Below are 24,058 nucleotides of genomic sequence, written 5' to 3'. Positions count from 1 at the left end.
CGTACTCTGCTTATTTTTGGAGTACGCTATGTCATATTTTTCTTCATTATTTTTTGCTCTTTTAGCGTCTATCTAAAGGGGTGGTCATATGTATTATTCTCTACTTTCAATTGCTTTAGGCTCAGTTCTAGGGGCGTGGTTACGTTGGTTTTTAGGTTTAAAACTTAACCCGATTTACCCGCAAATTCCACTCGGTACTGTCACTGTTAATTTGGTTGGTGGTTTTATTATTGGTTTTGCGATTGCCTATTTTGCTCAAAGTGATTTAAGCCCGAACTATAAGCTTTTTGTGATTACGGGTTTTTGTGGTGCTTTAACTACGTTTTCAACGTTCTCGATTGAGATTGTGACTTTATTACAAAGTGGCAAATTGGGAATGGCGATGTTGGGGATTTCTATTCATTTGATTGGATCGTTAATTTTTACGTGTTTGGGGTTGGCGACTTATTATTGGGTAACGGGGCATTGAGTTTTTATATTTAAGAATTGAGTATGATTTTAAGTTGTGAGAGCTCATCGAAGTTGAATGTTGGGTAGGATTTTCACGACGGAGTCTTACCGTTGAATTATCTAATGGGAGCAGCTAATTAAGTTACTTTGGTTTTGCCCAAAGTAACCAAAGGCATCTGTCATTCGCAGAACCTGTTCACTGAATCCATTTATCTTATGCTTTGCAAAAACGATTTTTTATTGACACCACGCAGGCTGCGAATGACGTTATTACGTATCAAATATAAGGGGCTAATAAAATAAATAAGAAAAATAAGGCATTTACTATCGTGATAGACGGCATGGATGCCGTCGTTTCGCTGTGCTACATGGATGTAGCATCAGCGCAACAAAGGGTTTTGTCACTTTTGCCCTCAAAAGTGAGGCATTGCCTATTAATAGGCTTTAGAAAATCTCATAATTTGAGGCTGTACTAAAAAATGATTAAGCTTTTTCAGCCAAAGCCTGACCTTCAAACTTCACACCATCCCAACCATTTTGCATAAACTGACGAATATTTTGATGGTCAGTGCCCTCAGGTGTAGCCAATACAGATGCGTAGTGTTCTGCAAATAAACTTAAAGTTTGAGCTTGGTCTAAACCTTGTAACTTGGCAAAAGAGAAAACTTTCGCACTGCCTTGATTTTCAGTCGCAGCGTTATGCTGTGCGCCATTTTGAAAAGCCGTTGGAGTATGTTGGTAACGTGCTTCAATATGAGCTAAAACGTCTGAAAATTTTGCTGTGCCTGCTTGTAATTGGGCAAGTAACTCTTGTGCCATTATCTAAAACTTCCTATCAAATGAGGGTTTAAGCATAGCATCGAATAGCAACTTTGAAAGCTTGGCGAATACAAAAAATGATGAGTTGTGGGCAAAATAAGAAGAGTTTTTAGACAAGTTGTGGATAAGTTCTCTTTTATACACAATATAAAAAGATCGAAAAAATACACATAAAAAAAGAAGCCTAAGTGGAGGAGATAGTCTTAGGCTTCCAATGATTTAAGTGTATTGGTCAAATCTTAACGTAAGATTAACTCTTACGATTAAAGCGAGCGAAGCGTTTATTAAAGGTTGCAACGCGGCCTTCGTTACTTGCTTGACGTACTTCACCTGTGTAGAAAGGGTGAGATGCACTTGAAATATCAAGGGTTACATAAGGATAGACTTTTCCTTGATATTCTTTGGTTTGTTTAGACTGAAGAGTACTACCAATTAAGAAGTACACGTCTGCATTGGTGTCATGAAATAACACTTGTTGATAAGCAGGATGAATATCTTTACGCATGTGAGATTGTCCTAAATTATTTTTGATTAAAGAAATGTTATAACATAACAATTAAAAAGTCAATGTAACCCCTAGAAGGCTACATTGATCAGTAAATTAAGTTAGTTAGAAGGTGGGACAAGCTCTTCAAATAGACCGTTCAGATTGTCATGTACTTTTAAGTGAATGAGGTTCCAGTAGTGTCCTGAAATGGTTCTGTTGACCATCAAAGTGTCTGGTGAAGGCTTAAAGACATCCCAGTACTTCAAAGATTTTTTCACAAGCAACATGCCATCATGATGTGATGAGTTCTCGGCAAAATCATAAGTGGTGGTAAGCGGGCGTAATAACACTTCAATCCAGAGTTTATATAGATCAGTCGGGAATTTACCTTTTTCAGAAATTGAATGTAGCTCAAGTAACTCAGTTTCAATCAAATCAATATTTTCATGGCGAGCTGCATTTACTAAACATTTAAAGTGCTGCACGATTTCGTTTGAAAGCGTTTTAACACTGCCATAGTCATAAATAATGACACTACCGTCTTGGCGGAAGGCAAAGTTACCCGGATGAGGGTCACAGTGAAAACGTTTTAGAAAGAACATTTCCTGACCTAAAGCACGAATCAAACGACGTCCAATCGTATTTCGAATTTCGATAGGCCATACACTGGCAGTTTCAATGCTGTCACCTTGTTCTAGACTCAAGGTTAAAATACGTCTTGAAGAGTAATCTTTATAAACAGTAGGGATGATGATTTTGTCATCTAACTGGCTATGAAATGTTTTAAAAACTTCAAGGTTTTGAGCCTCGATTTCATAGTTAAGTTCTGCTGAAAGACTGTCTTGAATTTCTGCAAAAAGTTGATCTTGTAGCTTTTTATCAATTTTTAGTACACCCATTAAACGAAGAGCTAAACGCACTTGTTTTAAGTCACTTTCACAGGCTTCATCAACACCAGGATATTGAACTTTCACTACAACTTGTTCGCCACTAGGTAGAGTAGCTTTGTGAACTTGGCCAATTGAAGCAGCTGCAAAAGGTTCTTGATCAAAAGATTTAAAGGCAACATTGAGCGGTTTTCCAAGCTCACGTTCAACTTGTTGCTGAATGGCAGCAAAAGGCATGGCTGGGGCTTGGCGTTGTAACTTTGAAATTGCTTTAGCGACTTCGGGTGGGAAAATATCTTTATATTGAGATGCAATTTGGCCGACTTTCATGACGGCACCTTTCATTTCACCTAAGGTGTCGGCAATTTGCAAACCAATATCCTGAAATAACTTGGTTTTTGAAGCCAGCTTTTGTTCTTCATCTGCGGTCAAGTTTCGAATCGAGTTAGAAACGGTTTTCGTTGCAATGCTCGCGGTCATTCCTGCAAGTTTCATAAATCGTTTGCCGGGTGAACTTGCATTCTTTGCCATATCTTCGATACCTCATTGACTACAACATAATATTGCCTAGTTTTGATCATAGGTGACTAAGCTTAAAAAGCCTATATGAAATTGTTTATCTCATGTAAGAAAATTTTCGAAAAACAAAATGTTATTTTTATAGTAAAAATTATGAAAAGCTTGTGAAAATCCATTTCATAAACAAAGCTTTAATATCTATAAAGTGTCTGTTTTTTTGGTGCTAATGTGAATGGTCGGTTAAATAAAAATAGAGATAACAAAAGTTATGACAAGTTTAAGTTCAGCCCATGGGCGGTCTCAGGCGGTTCCTTTATCTGTGTTTGAGCAGTCAAAAGATGCGCATATTATTCGTTCTGATGAAGAAGCAATTGAGGTTGCCAAACAACTTGCGCAAGAGTTCGCACACGAAGCATCCGATCGAGACAAGGAGCGCCGTTTACCCCTAAATGAAATTCAACAGTTCTCACAAAGCGGCTTATGGGCCATTACAGTTCCCAAGCAATTTGGTGGTGCACAAGTCAAATATCGAACTTTGGCTGAGGTCATCAAAACAATTGCGAGTGTTGATCCATCTCTTGCACAGCTTCCCCAAAATCACTTGGCTTTTATTGAACATTTACGTCTTGATGCAGGCCCAGAACAACAACAGTTCTTCTTTAACTTAGTGTTGAGAGGGATTCGTTTTGGCAATGCATTTTCGGAAAAACATAGCAAAACGGTGGCTGACCTCACTACCACATTAAAAAAGACCGAGCACGGTTATGAAATTAATGGGAAGAAGTTTTTTGCAACAGGCGCATTGCTTGCACATTGGGTTCCAATTGTCGCTGTAAATGAACAGGGGCAGCCTTATGCGGCACTAGTTCCTCGGGAAACTTCAGGGGTTAATATTATTAATGACTGGTCTGGCTTTGGGCAACGAACCACGGCCAGTGGAACCGTTGAACTTAATCAAGTTCCAGTACGTGAAGAATATCTAATTCCGATTTATCAGGCTTTCGAACGTCCTACACCGGCAGGTGCAATTTCACAATTTATTCAAGCTGCTGTTGATGCTGGTATTGCACGTGGTGCAATTGAAGAAACAATTCACTATGTCAAAAATCATAGCCGCGCATGGGTCGATTCAGGTTTGGAAAAAGCCAGCGATGACCCTTACACAATTGCAAACATTGGTGATTTAAAAATAAAACTTCGTGCAGCAGAAGCGGTATTAGATTTAGCAGGAGATGCGATTGATCAGGCAATTGCCGACACGACAGAAGAGCATGTAAATCAAGCGACATTACTAGTTGCAGAAGCAAAAGTCTTAACCACAGAAATTGCGATTTTAGCAGCGAATAAGCTTTTTGAGCTGTCTGGAACAAGATCGACCTTGTCAGAACTTAATCTGGACCGACATTGGCGTAATGCTCGCACTCACACCTTGCATGATCCCGTGCGTTGGAAATATCACATTGTCGGTAATTACTACCTCAATGGCATCCATCCACCTCGTCATGCGTGGAGCTAAAGTGAAGAAAAAATAAGATTAGGAGAATAAAGATGACAATTACCCAAATTGAATTAGAAGAGCTATCGGTAGGTGCCGATTATGAAAAGGTAGCAAGTAGATTTCGTCCAGTTTTTGAAAAAATTGCCCAAGGTGCAATTCAACGAGAAAAAGAACGAATCTTGCCTTTTGAACCTATTCAGTGGTTAAAAGAACTCAAATTAGGTGCGGTACGTGTTCCGGTTAAATATGGTGGAGATGGGGTATCATTGCCACAACTTTTCCAGCTTCTAGCAGAATTGGCGCAAGCAGATTCGAATATTGTGCAAGCGTTGCGTGGACACTTTGCTTTTGTCGAAGACCGTTTAGTTGCGCATAAAGAGCATTCGCAGGAAGTCTGGTTTCAGCGTTTTGTACAAGGTGATTTAGTTGGAAACGCATGGACCGAAGTTGGAAATGTACAGATTGGTGATGTCGTTACCCGAGTAACCAAAGATGCTTCGGGTAACTTGGTGGTGAATGGTGAAAAGTACTATTCAACAGGAAGTATTTTTGCTGACTGGATTGATTTATTTGCTTACGATGAAGTGAATGACCGTCATGTGATTGCTGCTATTTATCGTCATGAAACTGGGGTAAGTGTAATTGATGATTGGGATGGCTTTGGTCAAAAGACAACGGGCAGTGGTACTTTAAAAGTACATCAGGTTCATTTACCAGCTTCGCACCTTATTCCATTTGATCAGCGTTTTAAATATCAGACCGCTTTTTATCAGGTTGTCCACCTTGCAACCCTAACAGGGATTGCACATGCCGCGGTCGAAACTTTTAGCCAAGAAATACGTGAGCGAAAGCGTATTTTTAGTCATGGTAATGGTGACCTTGTTCGTCACGACCCACAAGTTTTACAGGTGGTGGGTAAAGCCTCGGCTCAAGCCTATGGAAGTCTAGCAATTACGATTAAAACAGCAGAAGCCTTACAGAAGGCTTATGAAAGTCACTTTAGTGAGTTAGAGGTGAAAGAACATCAGTTTAATGTAGATGCCGAGCTTGAGTCGGCACAAGGGCAGGTGGTGATTTCTAATTTGGTATTGGATTTAACCAGCCAGTTATTTAACGCTTTAGGTGCATCGGCAAGTAGTCAGGTTAAACAACTCGACCGTTTCTGGCGTAATGCACGAACAGTCTCTTCTCATAATCCGCTCATCTATAAAGAAAAGGTGATTGGAGATTGGGAAGTGAACCGTACCGATTTACCCTTTGTCTGGCAAATTGGAGCAAGCCCTCGGGCAAAGTCTGCATAATGAAAAAAAGCCGATGTTTCATCGGCTTTTTTATTAGGTCTGGCTTAAACGTTTGGTATTTAAATAAAGCCTTGAAAGTAATAAAACACAAGCAATGCTCAAACCAATAATCAAACCTAGCCACACACCAGCCACGCCCCAATGGGTATAACGCGCTAAATAAAGCCCAATAGGGAAAGCAATCACCCAATACGCCATAAGCGTAATCCACATCGGTGCTTGAGTATCTTGCATACCTCTTAAACAGCCTGCGGCACTCACTTGTAATGCATCCATCAACTGATATGCCATTGCAAACCAGAGTAAATACATCGCAACAGGAGCTACGTTTAAGTCTTGAGTATAAATCGAGATAATTTGTTCACGGCCTAGAGCAATAAAAGTCATGGTTAATATGGCAAAAAATATTGCTGTGCTGAGACCAATTTTTTGTACTTGGTACATTGCAGCCCAGTTCTTTTCACCATAATAAGTACCGACACGGATGGTTAAGGCAATGGCTAGTGAAAGCGGAATCATAAACAGCACAGAGGTAACGGAAATTGCGACTTGGTGTGCAGCAATAAACACTTCACCAAGAGGGCTAAGAACCAATGCACCTGTACTAAAAATACTAATCTCAAAGAACACAGCTAAACCGATTGGTAAACCAAGCTGTAAAATTCTTTTAACTAAAGCCATATTAATTTTATCAAATCGGCCAAAAATAGAGGTGTTTTGATAAGCCGAAGCTTTATAAATATAGCCTGCTAATGTAATTAACATGAGCCATTGTAAAATGGAGGTTGCAAAACCACAGCCAGCGCTACCTAATGCAGGTATTGGCCCTAATCCATGCATAAAGATCATGTTAAGAGGGACCAATACAACTAAAGCTAATAGGCTAATAGCTGTGACAGGACGTGGATGGCCTAATGCTTCTGAATAGCCACGTAGGGCTGCGTACATGGTCACAGCTGGCATACCTAAACCAATTGCATGTAAGAACAAGCTTGCTTTAGGTCGTAAGCTCTCTGGTACGCCGAACACATGCAAGAAAAACGGCATAAGCTGCAAAATGAGCATTGCCAGTACACCTAAAATGACAGCAACCCATAATGACTGACGAACAACGACAGGGATCTGCTCTGTATTTCTTGCGCCTTTTGCTTCGGCTACCAAGGGTGTTGTTGCAATCATAATGCCGCTGAACAGGAGCATGATTGGAACCCATAAACCGACCCCTACAGCAATTGCTGCTAAATCGGTTGCAGATAAATGCCCAGCCATAATAGTGTCAATTAACCCGAATCCTGCTTGAGCAAACTGGGTAATTAAAATCGGTAGCATTAAGTGGAAGAGTTGTTTTAATTCAGCCCGAAAAGATGTGACATTCGACACAAAAGGTACTCTTTTTAAATATAAAAAATGAAGCTAACGCTGCAAAGTGAGTACCACACCGACAAAGATGATGACTCCACCAAGAAACCGTTGCCATGTAACAGGTGTCTTTTCTGTGCCCAACCAACCAAAATGATCAAGTAACATAGAAATAACGATTTGCCCAAAAACGACTAGCCCTGTAAAGGTTAAAAAACCAAGCTTAGGTGCAGTATAAATGCTCATGCTGATTGCATAAACCCCAAGAAATCCTCCAGTCCAAAGAAGCCATGGAATATTTGATATTTCACTTAAAGAGGGCTTCTCGGCACTTTGAAAGAAAACCATAATTGCTAAAACAATAGTACCTATGAAAAATGATAATAAAGCTGCTTGTAAGGGTGAGTGTAGTTGCTCGCGCAGTTGAGCATTAATTGCGGTCTGAAAAGCCATGGCAACACCGATTCCCATAGCTAAGGGTAAGATCAGGAAAAGTTGGCTAGAGAATTTCATCATTTTTATCAGTATTTAAGAATGTTTAAATTTAGTCTAAAGCAATTAAGGTATGTTTTCATAAGCCCATTGATGCAGTCATGTTAAAATAGAAATATTGTGTAAATTGGACCTGCTCCTTGGCCGTATTAAACCCTGCTTCTATTCCTCTATCTTTATATATCCATATGCCGTGGTGCGTGCGTAAATGCCCATATTGTGACTTTAACTCGCATGCAGTACCAGACGGAGCACTTTCATCAGAACTTGAGCAAACCTATTTAAAAGCATTGGTCGCCGACTTTGAAACTCAACTAGAGATGGCACAGGGACGCCCAATTCATAGTGTGTTTATTGGTGGTGGAACACCTTCACTGATTTCGGCACAGGGTTATGTATGGTTGTTTGCAGAACTTAAGTCATTGCTTAAATTTGAAGATGGCTGTGAAATTACCTTAGAGGCAAATCCGGGAACGGTAGAGCATGACCCATTTGCAGGGTATTTAGAGGCAGGCATTAATCGCTTGTCTATTGGTGTCCAGAGCTTTGATATTAATCATTTGCAAAAGCTTGGACGTATTCATTCTGCAAACAATGCAATTGAAGCGATTCAACAAGCAAAGCAGGCTGGCTTTAAGCGAGTGAATGTAGACTTAATGCATGGTTTGCCTGAGCAAACGCTAGAGCAGGCGCTCTATGATCTCAAGCTTGCTGTAGAAAGTGGAGCAACTCATATTAGTTGGTATCAACTTACCATTGAACCGAATACCGTTTTCTTCCGTACCCAACCCGTTTTACCACAAGATGAAATGCTTGAAGACATTCAAGAGCAGGGTGAGGCATATCTTAAGGCAAATGGTTTTATAAATTATGAAGTTTCGGCATGGCGTAAAGAGCTACCTTCAGCACATAATTTGAATTATTGGGAATTTGGTGATTATCTTGCGATTGGTGCAGGGGCACATGGCAAAGTGACACGACCGGATGGTGTGTATCGTTTCCAAAAGACCCGTTTGCCAAAAGACTATTTGGCTAAGGTTCCAGCTGAACATTTGCAAATGAAAAAGATTGAGGCAGAAGAGCTACCTTTTGAGTTTATGATGAATGCTTTACGTCTAAATGATGGTGTAAAAGCTGAGTTATATGAACAGCGTACAGGCTTAAGCTTAGATCATTTAAATGAGGTACTCACTTCACTACGAGCTAGAAAGCTTTTGGTAGAGGATAGTTCTCGTTTAGCTTGTACAGAGCAAGGGCATATTTTCTTGAACTCCGTGCTTGAAGAGTTTTTATAATAAAACAAAGTAAAAGCCGCATTATCAAATGCGGCTTTTTGATTTTAGCGAGTAGTATAGCCACCATTTGCAAAAATCGTCTGACCGGTAATCCACCAACCATCAGTCACCAAGAAGCGAACTAGAGGTTCGATATCTTCAATTTTGGTAAGCCCACCTAAAGCTGAAGCTGATTTGTGGTAAGCCACTGCCTCGGCAGATTCCTGCCTATAAAAGAATGGTGTATCCATAGGCCCTGGAGCAACAGCAGTAACAGAAATCTGACGATCACCAAATTCTTTTGATGCAGCGCGAGTGTAATGTTCAACAGGAGCTTTTAAACCCTCATAGGTTGAATAGAGCCCAGTGTAAGCTGCAAGAAGAGAAGTCACGATTGAGCAGATCTTGCCGCCGTTATTTAAATGACGACCAGCCGATTGAATAAAGAAATAGGCAATTTTTGAGTTGATATCGCTCATGCTATCAAACTCTTGTTCTGTGGTGTCTAAAAACGATTTCTTTAAAACCTTTCCAACTGTATTAATGGCAATATCAATTCCACCAAAATGCTGCTTAGTATCTAAGAAGAGCTTTTCAATATTATCAATATCCGTTAGGTCTGCTTGAATTAAAACAGCGTCTACACCGAATGCTGTTACATCCGCGAGTGTCTTTTCCGCATCTGCTTGAGTTTCAGCGCTATTGTAGTGAATTGCAATTTTTGCACCTTGTTCTGCAAATTTACGGCTAATAAGTCCGCCTAAGTTTTTTGCACCGCCCGTAATCAGTACAACTTTATCTTTCAGTGTATGAGTTGCCATGATGATTATTCCTATGATGACTTGTTTTAATGTGTTTTTAGTCTAGATTGGCGGTAATTTTTGATCAATTATGCTAGTTTGGTTTAACTATTCAGAAAATACGAACAATTAAATGGATCGGTTGCAGCAATTTTTTATTTTTTCAGAAGTCGCTAAACGACAAAGCTTTAGTGAGGTAGCAAATCAGCTTGATTTACCTCGCTCTACAGTGACGAGTGCAATTCAACAATTAGAAACTCACTATGGGGTACGTTTATTTCACCGAACTACGCGCAAAGTAAGCCTCACTCAAGATGGGCAAAGAATATTGCCCGAATGTCAAAATCTATTATTTGACTATGAACAGCTCGAACAACTCATACAGACACAAAAGCAGCATTACCGTGGCACGCTAAAAATTTCAATGCCCAGCCGAATCGTGCATCAAGTGATTATTCCTGAACTTCCCGATTTTTATAGCCGCTATCCAGACATTCATTTACAGCTCAATAGTTCTGATGACATGACTGACTTGATCGAGAAAGGGATCGATTGTGTGGTTCGGGTGGGGCAGCTAGAGAATAGTAGTTTAATCGCGAAGTTCGTCGGTAACTTGATAATGGTGAACTGTGCAAGTCCCCATTATTTAGAACAATACGGTATTCCTGAACAATTAGAAGATCTATCTCAGCACAAACTCATTAACTACGCAGGAGCCGTAGGAGAAAAACAGGGTATATTTTTATATCAAAATGGAACAGTAATGATCGATAGTGCTTTAAGTGTAAATAATACAGAAGCCTATGTTGCTGCAGCTTGTGCTGGCTTAGGGATTATTCAACTTCCATACTACGATGTTCAGGATAAAATAGAGCTAGGAACCTTGGTTGAAGTACTAAGTACGCATACCGCTCAATCTTTGCCACTCAATATTTTGTATCCGAACCGAAGTTATATTCCTAAACGTTTAGAAATCTTTATGAATTGGGTTAAAGAGATTTTATATAAGAAATGCATCGTCATCTTTTAGTCATGAAACTCAAATAAGATAACAATAAAAAAAGCCTCTCGAACTGAGAGGCTTTTTAGAATTTGGTGGGTCGTCCGCGACTCGAACGCGGGACCAACGGATTAAAAGTCCGCTGCTCTACCAACTGAGCTAACGACCCAAATAGGTTCAAAACAGATAAGTGGTGGGTCGTCCGCGACTCGAACGCGGGACCAACGGATTAAAAGTCCGCTGCTCTACCAACTGAGCTAACGACCCGTATCGTTTTGATGTCGCGTATTTTAGCAAGTTATTCAACTAACACAAGAGGTAAATCAAAAACATTTGCATGATTGCCTATAAAAAGCACGATTTCCTCTTGTTTAGCTAAAAAATGAACTAAAAACGATATTTATATGCCTGAATGTTGTCAAAAATTTCAGTTGTGACATCACAGTAACTGCTTTCACCAGGTAATAAAGCCAGTAAACGTTCAGAAGTTTTGCTTGGATTAAACGAATCTTCCTTCAATTTATTCTTTTGATATTTAAAAGTACCTGTTGTTTCAACTTTAGCTTGCACTCGTAAGAACACGGGTACTGCATAAGCAGGCAGGCATTTTTTAAATATAATGACCATTTCGGTTAAGTCAGATTCATTTAGCTCAGCGCCATCAGCAAGTGTGATTGCTGCCATACCAGCACGACCGTTGGTATTTGGGATTTCTACCCCATAAACTACCGCTTCAGCGATCTTGTCATATTCACAAACCATGTTCTCAACTTCAGTAGTAGATACATTTTCGCCTTTCCAGCGGAAGGTATCACCTAAGCGGTCAACAAACTGAGCATGACGGAAACCAATATTACGAACAAGGTCACCTGTGTTGAAATATGAGTCACCTTTTTTAAAGACATCTTTCATAATCACAGATTTATTCTTTTCTGGATCTGTATAACCGTCAAAAGGTGAGCGACTGGTAATTTTACCCACTAGCAAACCAATTTCACCTGCTTTAACTTTTTTACACCAACCCTTTTTATCGCGTATCGGTTCGTTTTTCTCTTTATCAAACTCAATAATGGCATATGGCGTAGGAGAGAAGCCTACTGTGTTGTCAAAGTTAAAAATATTACTAAACCCGACATTGCCTTCACTTGATGCATAAAGCTCAAGAACTTCTTGCACACCAAAACGTTGTTTGAACTTATCCCAGATGTTTGGACGCATGCCATTACCGATCATTTTGGTTACGCGGTGGACACGGTCAATTTCTGTAGGAGGGGCATCCATTAAGTAACGGCAAAGCTCTCCTACATAGCCAATTGCAGAGGCATTAAATTTCTGAACATCTTTCCAGAATGCACTGGTTGAATATTTACGTCGAATTGCAAGGGTCGAACTTCCCGCAATCACACCACACCAGCAAACTACGACACCAGTTGCATGGTAAAGCGGTAAAGTGACATACATCACATCATCTGGGCCAAGGTTTAAAATGTGCCCATAGGTACCATAGGCAAGTGTCCAGCGACTGTGTTTGAAAATAACAGCCTTTGGTAAGCCTGTAGTGCCCGAAGTATAAATATAAAACAGGCCATCATTTCCATGAACAGATTGCGTAGTCGATGGGTTAAATTTTGGAAATTGATCAATTTCTATTGCAAGATTGGCATAACCTTGAGGTGCTGTACCCGCATCTTGGCGTGTAGCCTGATCTGCAAACCAATGAAAACGGTCTTTAGGAACATTTAGATCCTGACGAATTTCATCAATTACAGCTCTAACTTCTTCACCTGCAATTACGGCGATTGGTTTTACAAGATTGATACTATGAGCGAGGACCTTACCTACTTGAGAGGTATTAACAAGCGCAATCGTTACCCCAATTTTAGCTAAACCTACAATCGTGGCAATGAGCTCTGAACGGTTCTCAACCATTACGGCAATCACGTCACCTTTTTGTGCGCCAAGAGATAGATAATAGTGAGAAATCTGGTTAGCCCATTCGTTTAAAGCTTCATATGAATAACTTTGATCTTCAAATAATAAAGCAATGCCTTGCGGATTTCGCTTAACAGCTTTTTCAAAGGCTACACCTAATCCCGTTGGTGTATTTGCTGTTCTTAAGTAAGCCTGTTTAAGACCATTCAGGATATGGGGTACTTTGGGGATGAAGCTAGGAAGTCTTGTTGCAACATCACCAAGCGTAATGATATCGGTCTGTGTTGTCTGGCTCATATCAATCCTATTTATTTTTCGATCAATCCAAAAAAGGTTGCGTTGGCAAAAGTACAGTGTTTTTCATGGTTCACCATGCTTTTAAAACTTTTCTTCTAGTGCAATCAACCTAATTGGTTAAAAATAACAAAAAAAACCTAGTCATCGAAATGGCTAGGTTTGTTTAAATTAGCTGCAATTGAGCAAATGATTTACTCAGCTACAGGATTTGCTTTCTTTGGTGGACGACCACGAGGGCGACGAGGAGGACGACTTGGTTTGTCCTGATCTGCCTTAGAATCGTCTGATTCAACTTCTGTAGTAGCTTCCGTTGGTGCTACAGCCTGTTCTGCGGCAGCTTTTGCTCTTGCAGATGCTTTAGGTTGTTTAACAACCGGAGCTTCAACTACAGTTGTCGCTGGTGTTTCTTCTACGCTTGTTTCACTTTGAACTACTTCAGCCACTTGATTAAGCTCAAGCGGTTGTTGTTTTGACTCAACAGGTGCTTGTGTTTCAGCAGCAGGAGCAACAACCGTTTCTTCAACAGCTGGAGCTACAGGTGCAGCTTCTTCTGGTGCGGCGTGTTGTTGTTTAACTTGCTCAAAAGCTTGTTCAGCAGCAAGTTTCGCTAAACGACGACGCTCACGTGGATCATTAGCAACACGTGGTGTTTGCTCTTTTTGTGGTGTTAATGCAAGTACAGGCGCAGGCTCTGCTTCTTGTGATGGCTTGTTGCTTGGAAGCTCTGCATCACGAGTAACAGGCTTTTTGTCTTCAGCATCAGACACGACTTCTGTTGCTAGCGTACTAGCGTACTGTTCAGCAAACTTCTGCAATGCACGATTGAATGTTGGAACTAAACCAAACTGTTCAATCAATACTGTGCAGTCTTCACCATAAACATGACGAATCAAGCTACCAATCGTATATTGCGCCAACGTTGGAATTTGCGATGGGGCAATAGATGGTACCGCAGCTTTAGCACGTTTCGCGTTGCGTTGTTCACGACGACGCATACGAGGGTCATTGCTTGCACGTTGAATTTGCGGTTGAGTTTTGCTGTCTGCAGGAGGAGTCGTCGTTTCTTCTGCTTTAACAGTGACTGCTTCTTCTACAACTGCAACTGGTGCTGGAGCTGACTCTTGAGCGACTTCAACAACAGGTGCTGTTTCAGTGCGTTCAATAGGTTGCTCTGGAGTCAAAGCAATAATTTCGCTTTGTGCCTGATCAACATTGATCACTAAGGCTGTATTCATGACTTCATGCTTTGGAGCATCAATCAAATCAACCTTAATTTGTTTCTCATCAACAACTACTGGTGCCGCCGGTGCATTTTGATTTTCATTCAATACACTTGGATCGCGGTGGCGATTTGGACGGTTCGGACGTTGTTGATTATTACGGTCACGACGCGGCACGGCATTTTCAGTTTGTTGTCCATCATTTTGATGTTGTTGATGTGACTGATCTGGGTGCTGACGTTTTTGTTGACGTTTTAACTCACGTTGTTCTTGACGTGATAACTGTACAACTTCTTCATGAACCTGTTGTGGTTGTTGCTGTTGTTGTGGCTCTTGAGCATGATGATGTTGTTCACGTTGCTCTTTGTGCTTACGTTTTTTGTTGTTTGGACGTTGTTGTACTTTATCGTCTTTTTCAACATTTTCACGAACTTCCTGTTTAGCAGGAGACTGTGAAATGTAAGCATTATTAGATGGAGCCGTAACAGTTTCAGCAACTGGCGGTACTGCAACTTGTCCAAACTGGCCACGGCTTACAGCGCCAGTATTGACCATTTGTTCAATTGTCGCAGCAGCATTTTGTGCTGAACGAGATTGATCAATAGTTTTAGCTTGTTTTTGAACAAAAAGGTTCTCTAACCATGCAAGAGGGCTTGCTGCTTTTTGAACGCTTGCCTGAGCAACAGCAGGTTGAGCTGCTTGATTTACTTTCTTTTGACCAGCCACATTATTTGCAGCAGGAGCATGGCCATGATCAGCTTCTTCTAAATGCCATTCAGAAGATTCATAACCTAACTCTTTTTCACTTGAGCGAGTTGCTTCAGTACGTTCATAGCTAGATGGTGCAAATCCATCTGGATTGTACTGAATTTCATAGTGAGGTGTTTCTAAGTGCGGGTGAGGTAAAACAGTCACACGAACACCAGAAGTTTGTTCTAAATAAACAAGGCTATGGCGTTTTTCATTGAGTAAGAACGCTGCAATTTCAACAGGAACTTCTACTTGTACTTCACCATGACGTTCACGAAGAGCAATTTCTTCTACTTTACGCATAATTGAAAGCGAAAGTGAACGTAAGTCACGCACCATACCCGTGCCATGACAGCGTGGGCACACATATCCAGTTGCTTCTTCAAGTGATGGGCGTAAGCGTTGACGGCTCATTTCCATTAAGCCAAAACGAGAGAGTTGGCCAAACTGGATACGTGCACGGTCGCTTTGTGTTGCTTCACGAAGTTTTGCTTCAACCATGCGTTGGTTGCGTTCTTTAGTCATATCGATGAAGTCGATAACAACCAAACCGCCAATGTCACGAAGACGAAGTTGGCGAGCAATTTCTTCTGCTGCTTCTAGGTTTGTATTAAGCGCAGTTTCTTCAACGTCATGTCCACGAGTCGATTTCGCAGAGTTAATGTCGATTGAAACTAAAGCTTCAGTCTGGTCAATTACGATTGAACCACCAGAAGGAAGTTTTACTTCACGCTCGTAAGCAGTTTGAATTTGGCTTTCAATACCAAAATGAGCAAACAACGGCTCGTTTAAAGTATAAGTTTTAAGTTTGTCTAATTGACGTGGCATAACTGCTTTAACAAAGTTATACGCTTCGTTATAAGCTTGTTCGCTATCAATTAAAATTTCTGCAACGTCATCACGTAAGTAATCGCGGATAGCACGAGTAACTACGCCAGCTTCTTGATGAACAAGCATTGGAGACGGACCAGAACTTGCAGTGCTTTGGATTTGTGCCCAGAGGTCAAGCAAATGCTGTAAATCTAACTGTAATTCTTCTTGAGTACGACCAATACCTGCGGTACGCACAATAACACTCATGCCGCGAGGTAAATTTAAAGAAGCTAAAATTTCTTTTAATTCTTCACGTACAGAACCTGAAATTTGACGGCTAATACCACCGCCTTTCGGGTTGTTTGGCATAAGAACCAAATAACGTCCTGCGAGTGAGATGAATGTAGAAAGGGCTGCGCCTTTGTTACCACGTTCTTCTTTTTCAACCTGAACAAGTAATTCAGTACCTTCAGTGATGAGTTCACGAATGTTTGAAGTTTGTCGCGGGTCTGCTTGGAAATAACTATTTGCAATTTCGCGCATAGACAAGAAGCCTTGACGGCCTGCGCCATATTCAACAAACACAGCTTCTAAAGAAGGTTCTACGCGGGTTACATGGCCTTTATAGATATTGGATTTTTTCTGTTCTCGGGTACGATTTTCTAAATCAAAATCGTAAAGACGATTACCAGTGATAAGTGCAACGCGGACTTCTTCTGCGTGAGTTGCATTAATCAACATACGTTTCATGGGTGTGACACCTAATAGTGACCCACACAAACATATCGCACAAACTTAAAGGTTCTGAACGAACATCGAACATGACGGATCATTTCCCAGATCTCAAAATATTTGTGGTCTGAGTCATCTGTTACCGGCTACATTTAGCCTTAACTTCGATTCTCGTCTGTGATGTAGGCAATACTGCTTCAACCTTTAAATCGGACTTCCTTAGTGCTTCACTGGCGGGTGAGCGGTACATTGGTTAATGACTTTCACTGTCATTGAGCGCGAAGTGACTTCTTTTTGGAAGTTTGATACGGAATGTTCATCGTATCGGTGCTTTCGGCAGTTCCAATGCATCAACGCTTTAGCCTGAAGGCAACATTAAGGAGCGATTTGTCTGATGTGTATCAGTTTACGTTCCATAACCAACTAGAGTTGGTAACATATTTTTTTGAACAAACTGAATTAAACGCAACAGTTTGTCATTTTGCCGATATAATAAGCCTTCGGCGTCGGCATAATTCTTTAGGACCTATCCGAGCTGATGGTGAAAGCATCATTTTGATTGAGGTTTCAATCAGGGAAATTCCCTATTAGATGTTCACTTACGGCGGTATCCGTGCGCTGACTATATCAAACCTTGCAGCATCTGCCTATGGGCTAAGCTTAGATTTCTTGTGAAAAAACTAAGCTAAACGGTCATTTATTAATCAAATTTAGCAAAATTTCAGGTTTAAATATTAGTATGAATTCTACACAGCAATGGCAAAGTGTCACTTGGTTTGAGGTGGATGAACATCAAGCAGGACAGCGAATTGATAATTTCCTGTTCTCGCGTTTAAAAGGTGTACCTAAAAGTCGTATTTATCGTTTGATTCGTGAAAGTCAGGTTCGAGTAAATAAAAAACGTGTTAAAGCTGAGACTAAACTTGAGATTGGCGATCAGATTCGTGTTGCTCCAATTCGTTACGAACAAAAAGATGAAACAGCCGCGCCTGTCAGTGACAGTGTGGCACAAGGCCTATTAAGCCGTGTGGTCTATGAAGATGAAGGTTTGTTAGTTGTTAATAAGCCTTCAGGTATTGCTGTCCATGGTGGTAGTGGTATGGCGTACGGTTTGATTGAGGCACTACGTGCAGCGACGGGCAAAAAATACTTAGAACTTATTCATCGTATTGACCGTGATACTTCTGGTCTGGTCATGATTAGTAAAAAACGTAGCATATTAAAACAATTACAAGATATGCTGCGTGAGCACAAAATTCGTAAAACCTATGCAGCGATTGTTAAAGGTCAAGTGAGCTTAGATAAACAGCTGATTGATGCACCTTTATTGAGATATGAGCTGGCAAATGGCGAGCGTCGTGTACGTGTAACTAAAGATGGTAAACCAAGTAAAACTGAATGGGTTGTAGCAGAGCGTTTTAAAAATGCGACTCTGGTTCAAGCATCACCTTTATCTGGCCGTACTCATCAGATCCGTGTGCATGGTTTAAGCATTGGACACCCATTGATTGGTGATGATAAATATGGACACACGACTGAGTACACTGGCCCTGAAGCACGTCGTCTATGTTTACATGCGATGCGTTTAGATATTCCAGGTTATCCGCCGATTGAAGCACCTTTACCAGAAGACATGACCCAGTTATTAAAGGCTTTGAGAGTGGCAAAATGAGTCTAAAAGCCGAATTAGTTATTTTCGACTGGGATGGGACTTTATATAACTCTGTTGGGCAGATTGTTGCTAGTTTGCAACATGCCGCAGAGCAGCATGAATTGCCTTTAACCGATGAAGCAGCAAAAAGCATTATTGGTTTAGGTTTGCCGGAAGTTATGCAAACCCTATTTCCAGAAGCACCTGAGTTACATGATTCAATTTTAAAGGCATATGGCGATCACTATATTGCAAACTCTACAAATGATGCATGGTTCGATGGTATTGCTGAGCTATTACATGACTTAAAAGCGCAAGGTTTAAAACTTGCAGTCGCAACGGGTAAAAACCGTCGTGGGCTAGATCGTGTAATCGCAAAAACACAGAGTACTCATCTTTTTGATGTGACTCGAGCAGCCAATGAAACTAGATCGAAACCAGATCCTCTCATGTTGCAAGAAATCTTAACAGTCACTGGGGTAAGTGTTGAGCGTGCAGTAATGATTGGTGATAGTAGTTATGATCTTGAGATGGCTCAGCGGTTAAACATGCCACGAATTGGTGTGGGCTATGGTGTGCATTCGATCGAAGTTCTACAACAGTTCCAGCCTTTAACGATTGCCAAAGATGTACCTGAGCTGCACAACTTTTTAAGAGAATATGCAAAGTTATCTACGGTAGATGTTGCATAATTTAGAATAATACAAGAAGGGGGAATTTATTCCCTCTTATTGTATGTCTAATAACAATAAGAAGAGAAAAATGAGTCGTTCAATTCGTTTATTAAATCTTTTACAACAACTTCGAGAAGCCCGTTATCCAATCACTGCACAAGTTCTCGCTGAACGTATGGGAATTAGTGTCCGAAGTGTCTATCGCGATATCGATAGCTTACGTGAGCAGGGTGTAGCAATTGAGGCATCGGCAGGTATCGGTTTTCAGCTTAAAGAAGATATTGTACTCCCACCAATGACACTCAATGAAAATGAAGTCGAAGCTATTTTTTTGGCATTGTATTGGTTAAAGAGTGTGCCAGATCAATCGTTACAATCGGCATCTACATCTGTATTAGCTAAATTGAATTCTGTTTTGCCCGAGCATCGACAATATTTATTACAGCAAACGACTTTAAGAGCGTTTAATACGTGGCTGCCTGTAGATGAAAATCGAGTCGAACAGGTGCGTTTAGCCATTCGGCAGCAAGTCAAAATTTTGCTGCATTATCATGATGAGCAGCAACGAAGTAGTGTTCGAACCTTGTGGCCTTTTGCTTTGGGATATTTTAACGACAAAATTGTGTTGGCTGCATGGTGTGAACTTCGGCAGGATTTTAGGCATTTTAGACTTGATCGTATTCAACATCTGAGTTTAAGCCAAGAATTATATCCATCATTTAAGCAAAAACTATTTGAGCAGTGGTGGGCACAAGAGTCGAAGACTACTGACAAAAACTGACAAAGAGGTTTTGTAGACTAGGTTCCACGATAAACAAGGAGCCATAAAAATGAGCCTTAAACTTTATACTAACAAAGAATCACGTGGTGTTGTGATCGACTGGCTTTTAGTCGAATTAGGTGTTGAGTGTGAACGTATTGAAGTCGAATACAAGACTGAAATGAAAACACCGGAATATCTAAAAATTAACCCTTTTGGAAAAGTACCAGTATTGGTAGATGGTGATGTCGTGATTTATGAGCTAGGAGCAATCTGTGCTTATCTTGCTGATAAATTTTTCGATAAAGGTTTAGCTCCTGCACTAGATGATCCTAAACGTGGTTTGTACTATCGCTGGTTATTTGTGATGGCCGGCCCATGGGAAGCTGCTGGTGTTGATAAAGCTCTCGGAATAGATGTATCTCCTGAGCAAAAAATGTTTGTGGGTTATGGTGATTACAACGATGCCTACCAAGCTTTAGTACAAGGGCTTAGTGAAGCAAATCCGTACGTGTGTGGCGAACAGTTTACCGCCGCAGATGTAAGCGTTGGAGCAATGCTGTTATGGCAATTGAAAATGGGAGCGATTGAATCCCATCCTGCTATTACGCGTTATGTTGAAACCATCAAGCAACGTGAAGGCTTAAAACAAAGCACGATGGGTTCATTGTTGTAAACCTCTGCTGTTCAAAGTCACCCATTTGGGTGACTTTTTTATTTCCTAAATACAAGTTTTAGTTGGTAAGGAAGCCAGCAGCAACGTTAATACAGATCGCTAAAATGGTGGTATTAAACCCAAAAGACAACACCGCGTGAAATAAGTTTAAAAGACGCATGTGTTTGGTGGTAATCGAAACATCGGCAGTTTGAGCAGAAGTCCCAATAATATAACTAAAATATAGAAAATCAGGATAAGTGGGCTGTTTTGTGCCCGGAAAATCTAGACCACCATTTTCTTCATTTCTAGATAAAGCCATATAAAAATCATGGGCATAATGTAGAGCAAAAACGGTATGCATAAAAAGCCATGCAGAAACAATAGTGAGTAAAGCTAAAGCCACATGGCCTAACTTTGCAGAATGATCAGAAGGAAGCTGTGAGAGCTGTATTAAAATAGCAACTAGGCACATGGTTAAAGCCAATAGAACAATCAGCATAATGACCCATTTGCTTTCATCTTGTTTTTTGGCTTGCTGCTGCATTTGAGAATGATCAGCACTTTTCATGAGCTGCCAAACATGTAATAAATATATACTAATCGAAGTATTCCAGCTGACTAATAAAATAGTTGACCATTTCCATGAGGTGAACCATGTGAGAATACTTGCTGTGATAAATCCTATAAATAAAGCAATAAAGAAATGAGGGCGGTTTAGTACACTACGTCCAAGATGTTGAAATACTGCAACCATTTTCCTAATCTCCTTTTACCAAGTGGTAAATATATTATTTTTTATTAAATGGTGAAAATAATATCTAGTTTTATATGGATTTTCTTCCAAGATTTTAAATTGTATTTAAGAGATATTTACTTTTACCGAGTAGGTAAAATAGAACAAAAGCGCGGGCTAAACTGTTTATAAAAAGTATAAAATAAATAAAAAATATTATTTACTTATACCTTTTATAAAGGTGTCCTTATTAATCATAGGCTTAAAATAAAATATAGCTTTTCTGATTAGGTGTGAGTTAAGTTCTTATCCAGATGAAATACTTTATTGAGTTGATCAATAAATTTTTGAACTCCTAAAGACTGTGAATTTCTACGGTAATTTACGAATAAATCCAATGTCGGTAAATCGACATCAAGGGGACGGACTACTGTATTTTTGATGCCTAAAGGTGCAACGTAAGCAGGTAAAATTGTACAACCTAATCCAGAGCCAAGAGAGTTAATATTAAACAACATGCTATCTGCTTTTTGAACAATATTGAGGTCAATATTGTGAGTTTTGGCAAAGTCTAAAATCGTATTATGTAATGTTTGTGACTGCTCGGCAGCAGGAATAATAAAGTCAACGCCCTGTAAAGCATGGACGGGAATTCGTTCATATTGAGTAAGTGGGTGATTTTTAGGAAGTAAAAAAATCAAGGGTTCAGTCAGAACAAATTGGCTTTGGATTTCATCACTATCTGTGTTTTCACGGGTAAATGTAATGTCTAACTCACCTTTTTTTAAGGATTTAAGTTGTTCAGTATTGTTTAGATTTGATAGTTCAATGATGAGATCGGGGTGTTGTAATCGCAGATTAGGAAGAACGTAAGGAAAAATTTTCATTTCTGCAATGGGGACAAAACCAATACGGAGTAGTTGCTGTTTAGCCTTAGAAACCTGTCGTGCCAGAGCAACTGCTTTTTCAGCTTGAGCAAGGGTCAGGCGAGCATGTTCTAAAAAGACTTCACCTTCTTCGGTTAATTCAACTTTACGTTTAGTGCGATTTAAAAGTCGTACACCAACATCTTCTTCTAAATCTTTAATCTGTTGGCTAAGGGAGGGTTGTGCGGTAAAAAGTTTAAGGGCGGCTTTACTAAAATTTAATTCTTCAGCAACGGTAATGAAATATCGGAGATGGCGTAGTTCCATAAGACTAATCCAAAAAATGTCTTACTATGATTTATGTGAAGTATAAAGCATAAAGGGATATAGCGTGAAGGTGGTTTAGGTATTTATAAAATAAATGGAATTTTCATTTTCATTAAACATTTAATATATAAATATAAGTTCAAGTAATTCATAAAATATATTAATTAGGATAGTTTAAATACATTATTTTTACTTAATCAAAGAAATATTTAAATGTTTTAAATATTCGTATAGGCGATTCTCATATTATGCAAAAATGAAGAAATATAAAATAATATTATAAAATATAAATTCTTTAAGAATGAATTGACTTTAAATGTTACTAAATATTTTGTTCTATAAGCTGGCAAAACGTTTGAAGTTGGAAAAGTAGGGCTTACCAAGGTAAAACCAAGTAGCTCACCCCCAATTTCATGTGACTAATTATTGTTATGTTATACAAGCAGTCTTAATAAGAATGGTAATTATCGACGCATAAACCCAACACATCTATGTATTTTTTATGGCAATCTAATTCAACTTATGTTGGCTGTGACCACAATAAAAGGGATATTTATATGATAAATAAATGTAAGTGCCATAGCTTAATTTGTTTTAATTGTTAAGATAGAAACCTGAACACATCCATTCTGCCGATGCTAAAACATAGAAAAGCCCATGAAAGACAAGCCGACATTAACATATCAATTGCCGACTCAGTCCTGTTGGACGCATACATGGATAAAACCTCCTTTTTATCATCCCGAGTCAGGGCATGAATCTGATACACGTTTTTATAACCAACAGCCTAAATCGCCGGCTAGAGGCTCAAAAGAGCTATTACGTTGGTTAGTTACGCGTGAGTCTTTTACATGGAAAGTTGATATTCAAAATGAATACGATACCCGTGTAAATACGGCTGTTACATTGCCTCAAAATCGTCCTCAGGCAGATTTAGATGATTGGCAAGTTTGGTTTGTTGGGCATGCAACCGTATTGATTCAGATCGGGCCTTATAACTTTATTACCGATCCAGTATGGTGTGATTATGCAAGCCCTTCACAGGGTCGTGGTCCTCGCCGTGTGTGTCCAGCAGGTTTTGCATTAGAACAATTGCCGACGATTCATGGTGTTCTACTCAGCCATAATCATTATGATCATATGGATTTGGCTACGCTTGAGTGGCTACATAAAAAATTTGCAATGCCGATTTACACTGGACTTGGGAATGGCTTTTATCTACCTAAAGAGTTTCATGTGATTGAGATGGATTGGTGGCAAGAAATTCCCTATCACGAACTAAGAATAATCTATACACCTGCACAGCATGGCTCTGGTCGTGGTCTACGTGACCAAAATAAAGCACTCTGGGGGGGCTTTTCGGTTGTGGCTAAAACAGGTCATTGTTTCTTTGCAGGTGACACGGGTTATGCAGGGCATTTTAAGCAAATTCATGCTCGTTACGGTGCACCGCGAGTGGCATTACTTCCCATAGGTGCGTATGAACCTCGTGACTTGATGAGTTATGTTCATATGAATCCACAAGATGCGCTACATGCACACTTTGATTTACAAGCCCATCGTTCTCTCGCGATTCATTATCGGACTTTCCAGTTGACTGATGAGGACCGAGAAGATCCAGAGCATGCTCTAGGTCAAGCCATTAAAGGCTCATCAAAGCTTGCAAATCCTTTTTATTGCATTCGAGAAGGGCATAAATTAACTGTTTAAAACTAGATTCTTGATATTAAAAAAGCCAGTTCAATTTGAACTGGCTTTT

At 39.9% G+C, this 24,058-nt stretch carries 20 protein-coding genes and 2 tRNA genes; 10 read left to right on the top strand and 12 right to left on the bottom strand.

The window, feature by feature from the left end; genetic code table 11:
- Positions 1-88: 88 nt before the first annotated feature.
- Positions 89-469, top strand: a complete 381-nt coding sequence (crcB, locus tag ACS604_RS10690; RefSeq protein WP_440202977.1) for a fluoride efflux transporter CrcB — start codon at positions 89-91, stop codon at positions 467-469.
- Positions 470-933: 464 nt separating this feature from the next.
- Here the strand turns inward: crcB and ACS604_RS10685 are convergent, their stop codons facing one another.
- The 3 genes from ACS604_RS10685 to ACS604_RS10675 form a co-directional block, all read right to left on the bottom strand.
- Positions 934-1,269 (bottom strand): HopJ type III effector protein, encoded by a 336-nt coding sequence (locus ACS604_RS10685; protein ID WP_004794912.1) that lies wholly within the window; start codon positions 1,267-1,269, stop codon positions 934-936.
- 250 nt (positions 1,270-1,519) lie between these two features.
- Entirely contained in the window at positions 1,520-1,774 is a 255-nt protein-coding gene (locus ACS604_RS10680; protein ID WP_005301976.1) for a type B 50S ribosomal protein L31, read from the bottom strand.
- A gap of 101 nt (positions 1,775-1,875) precedes the next feature.
- Positions 1,876-3,174: an ABC1 kinase family protein gene (locus tag ACS604_RS10675; RefSeq protein ID WP_440202979.1), complete on the bottom strand. Its 1,299-nt coding sequence runs from the start codon at positions 3,172-3,174 to the stop codon at positions 1,876-1,878.
- Between the two features lie 256 nt (positions 3,175-3,430).
- On the opposite strand from ACS604_RS10675, the gene ACS604_RS10670 reads away from it, so the two are divergent.
- Positions 3,431-4,678 (top strand): SfnB family sulfur acquisition oxidoreductase, encoded by a 1,248-nt coding sequence (locus tag ACS604_RS10670; protein ID WP_151964049.1) that lies wholly within the window; start codon positions 3,431-3,433, stop codon positions 4,676-4,678.
- A 32-nt stretch (positions 4,679-4,710) separates the two neighbouring features.
- On the top strand, positions 4,711-5,961 hold the full coding sequence (locus ACS604_RS10665) for an acyl-CoA dehydrogenase family protein (RefSeq protein ID WP_005301987.1): 1,251 nt from the start codon (positions 4,711-4,713) through the stop codon (positions 5,959-5,961).
- Between the two features lie 33 nt (positions 5,962-5,994).
- Here ACS604_RS10665 and abeM read toward each other — a convergent pair whose 3' ends face one another.
- Positions 5,995-7,341 carry a multidrug efflux MATE transporter AbeM gene (gene abeM, locus ACS604_RS10660; protein WP_005301990.1) on the bottom strand — a complete coding sequence of 449 codons (1,347 nt, stop codon included), beginning with the start codon at positions 7,339-7,341 and terminating at the stop codon, positions 5,995-5,997.
- A gap of 33 nt (positions 7,342-7,374) precedes the next feature.
- The gene (locus ACS604_RS10655) at positions 7,375-7,836 is read right to left on the bottom strand and encodes a DMT family transporter (RefSeq protein ID WP_004794898.1); all 462 of its coding nucleotides are present in this window, start codon (positions 7,834-7,836) and stop codon (positions 7,375-7,377) included.
- A gap of 116 nt (positions 7,837-7,952) precedes the next feature.
- Between ACS604_RS10655 and hemW the strand changes: the two genes are divergently transcribed.
- Positions 7,953-9,107, top strand: a complete 1,155-nt coding sequence (hemW, locus tag ACS604_RS10650) for a radical SAM family heme chaperone HemW (protein WP_474771728.1) — start codon at positions 7,953-7,955, stop codon at positions 9,105-9,107.
- A gap of 44 nt (positions 9,108-9,151) precedes the next feature.
- On the opposite strand, the gene ACS604_RS10645 is transcribed toward hemW, so the two are convergent.
- Positions 9,152-9,907, bottom strand: coding sequence for an SDR family oxidoreductase (locus ACS604_RS10645; RefSeq protein ID WP_353156431.1), 756 nt, complete (start codon positions 9,905-9,907; stop codon positions 9,152-9,154).
- Positions 9,908-10,019: 112 nt separating this feature from the next.
- Here ACS604_RS10645 and ACS604_RS10640 point away from each other — a divergent pair, with 112 nt between their 5' ends.
- Positions 10,020-10,916: a LysR family transcriptional regulator gene (locus ACS604_RS10640; protein WP_474771725.1), complete on the top strand. Its 897-nt coding sequence runs from the start codon at positions 10,020-10,022 to the stop codon at positions 10,914-10,916.
- A gap of 63 nt (positions 10,917-10,979) precedes the next feature.
- Here ACS604_RS10640 and ACS604_RS10635 read toward each other — a convergent pair.
- The 4 genes from ACS604_RS10635 to ACS604_RS10620 form a co-directional block, all read right to left on the bottom strand.
- A tRNA-Lys gene (locus tag ACS604_RS10635) sits at positions 10,980-11,055 on the bottom strand.
- Between the two features lie 22 nt (positions 11,056-11,077).
- A tRNA-Lys gene (locus ACS604_RS10630) sits at positions 11,078-11,153 on the bottom strand.
- A 120-nt stretch (positions 11,154-11,273) separates the two neighbouring features.
- Complete coding sequence (locus ACS604_RS10625) at positions 11,274-13,115, bottom strand: long-chain-acyl-CoA synthetase (RefSeq protein WP_474771723.1); 1,842 nt, start codon at positions 13,113-13,115, stop codon at positions 11,274-11,276.
- 191 nt (positions 13,116-13,306) lie between these two features.
- Positions 13,307-16,648: an Rne/Rng family ribonuclease gene (locus ACS604_RS10620; RefSeq protein ID WP_474771721.1), complete on the bottom strand. Its 3,342-nt coding sequence runs from the start codon at positions 16,646-16,648 to the stop codon at positions 13,307-13,309.
- 721 nt (positions 16,649-17,369) lie between these two features.
- On the opposite strand from ACS604_RS10620, the gene ACS604_RS10615 reads away from it, so the two are divergent.
- The 4 genes from ACS604_RS10615 to ACS604_RS10600 all read left to right on the top strand — a co-directional run bounded on the left by ACS604_RS10615 (position 17,370) and on the right by ACS604_RS10600 (position 20,391).
- Positions 17,370-18,302 (top strand): RluA family pseudouridine synthase, encoded by a 933-nt coding sequence (locus ACS604_RS10615; protein WP_474771719.1) that lies wholly within the window; start codon positions 17,370-17,372, stop codon positions 18,300-18,302.
- Positions 18,299-18,973, top strand: a complete 675-nt coding sequence (locus ACS604_RS10610; RefSeq protein WP_474771717.1) for an HAD-IA family hydrolase — start codon at positions 18,299-18,301, stop codon at positions 18,971-18,973. Before ACS604_RS10615 ends, ACS604_RS10610 begins: the two co-directional genes overlap by 4 nt.
- 70 nt (positions 18,974-19,043) lie before the next feature.
- On the top strand, positions 19,044-19,736 hold the full coding sequence (locus ACS604_RS10605) for a helix-turn-helix transcriptional regulator (protein WP_474771715.1): 693 nt from the start codon (positions 19,044-19,046) through the stop codon (positions 19,734-19,736).
- A 49-nt stretch (positions 19,737-19,785) separates the two neighbouring features.
- Positions 19,786-20,391: a glutathione S-transferase family protein gene (locus ACS604_RS10600; protein WP_151964041.1), complete on the top strand. Its 606-nt coding sequence runs from the start codon at positions 19,786-19,788 to the stop codon at positions 20,389-20,391.
- 58 nt (positions 20,392-20,449) lie between these two features.
- Here ACS604_RS10600 and ACS604_RS10595 read toward each other — a convergent pair whose 3' ends face one another.
- Entirely contained in the window at positions 20,450-21,127 is a 678-nt protein-coding gene (locus tag ACS604_RS10595) for a DUF1345 domain-containing protein (RefSeq protein WP_049837944.1), read from the bottom strand.
- A gap of 266 nt (positions 21,128-21,393) precedes the next feature.
- Positions 21,394-22,299: a DNA-binding transcriptional regulator HcaR gene (gene hcaR, locus ACS604_RS10590; protein ID WP_353156412.1), complete on the bottom strand. Its 906-nt coding sequence runs from the start codon at positions 22,297-22,299 to the stop codon at positions 21,394-21,396.
- Between the two features lie 657 nt (positions 22,300-22,956).
- On the opposite strand from hcaR, the gene ACS604_RS10585 reads away from it, so the two are divergent.
- On the top strand, positions 22,957-24,009 hold the full coding sequence (locus ACS604_RS10585; protein WP_004794871.1) for an MBL fold metallo-hydrolase: 1,053 nt from the start codon (positions 22,957-22,959) through the stop codon (positions 24,007-24,009).
- The last annotated feature ends 49 nt before the right edge of the window (positions 24,010-24,058 follow it).

The organism is Acinetobacter sp. Li1LvA2, from assembly GCF_056156705.1.
The sequence above is the reverse complement of the archived record's forward strand: the minus strand, read 5'-3'. Positions and strand labels throughout refer to the sequence as shown.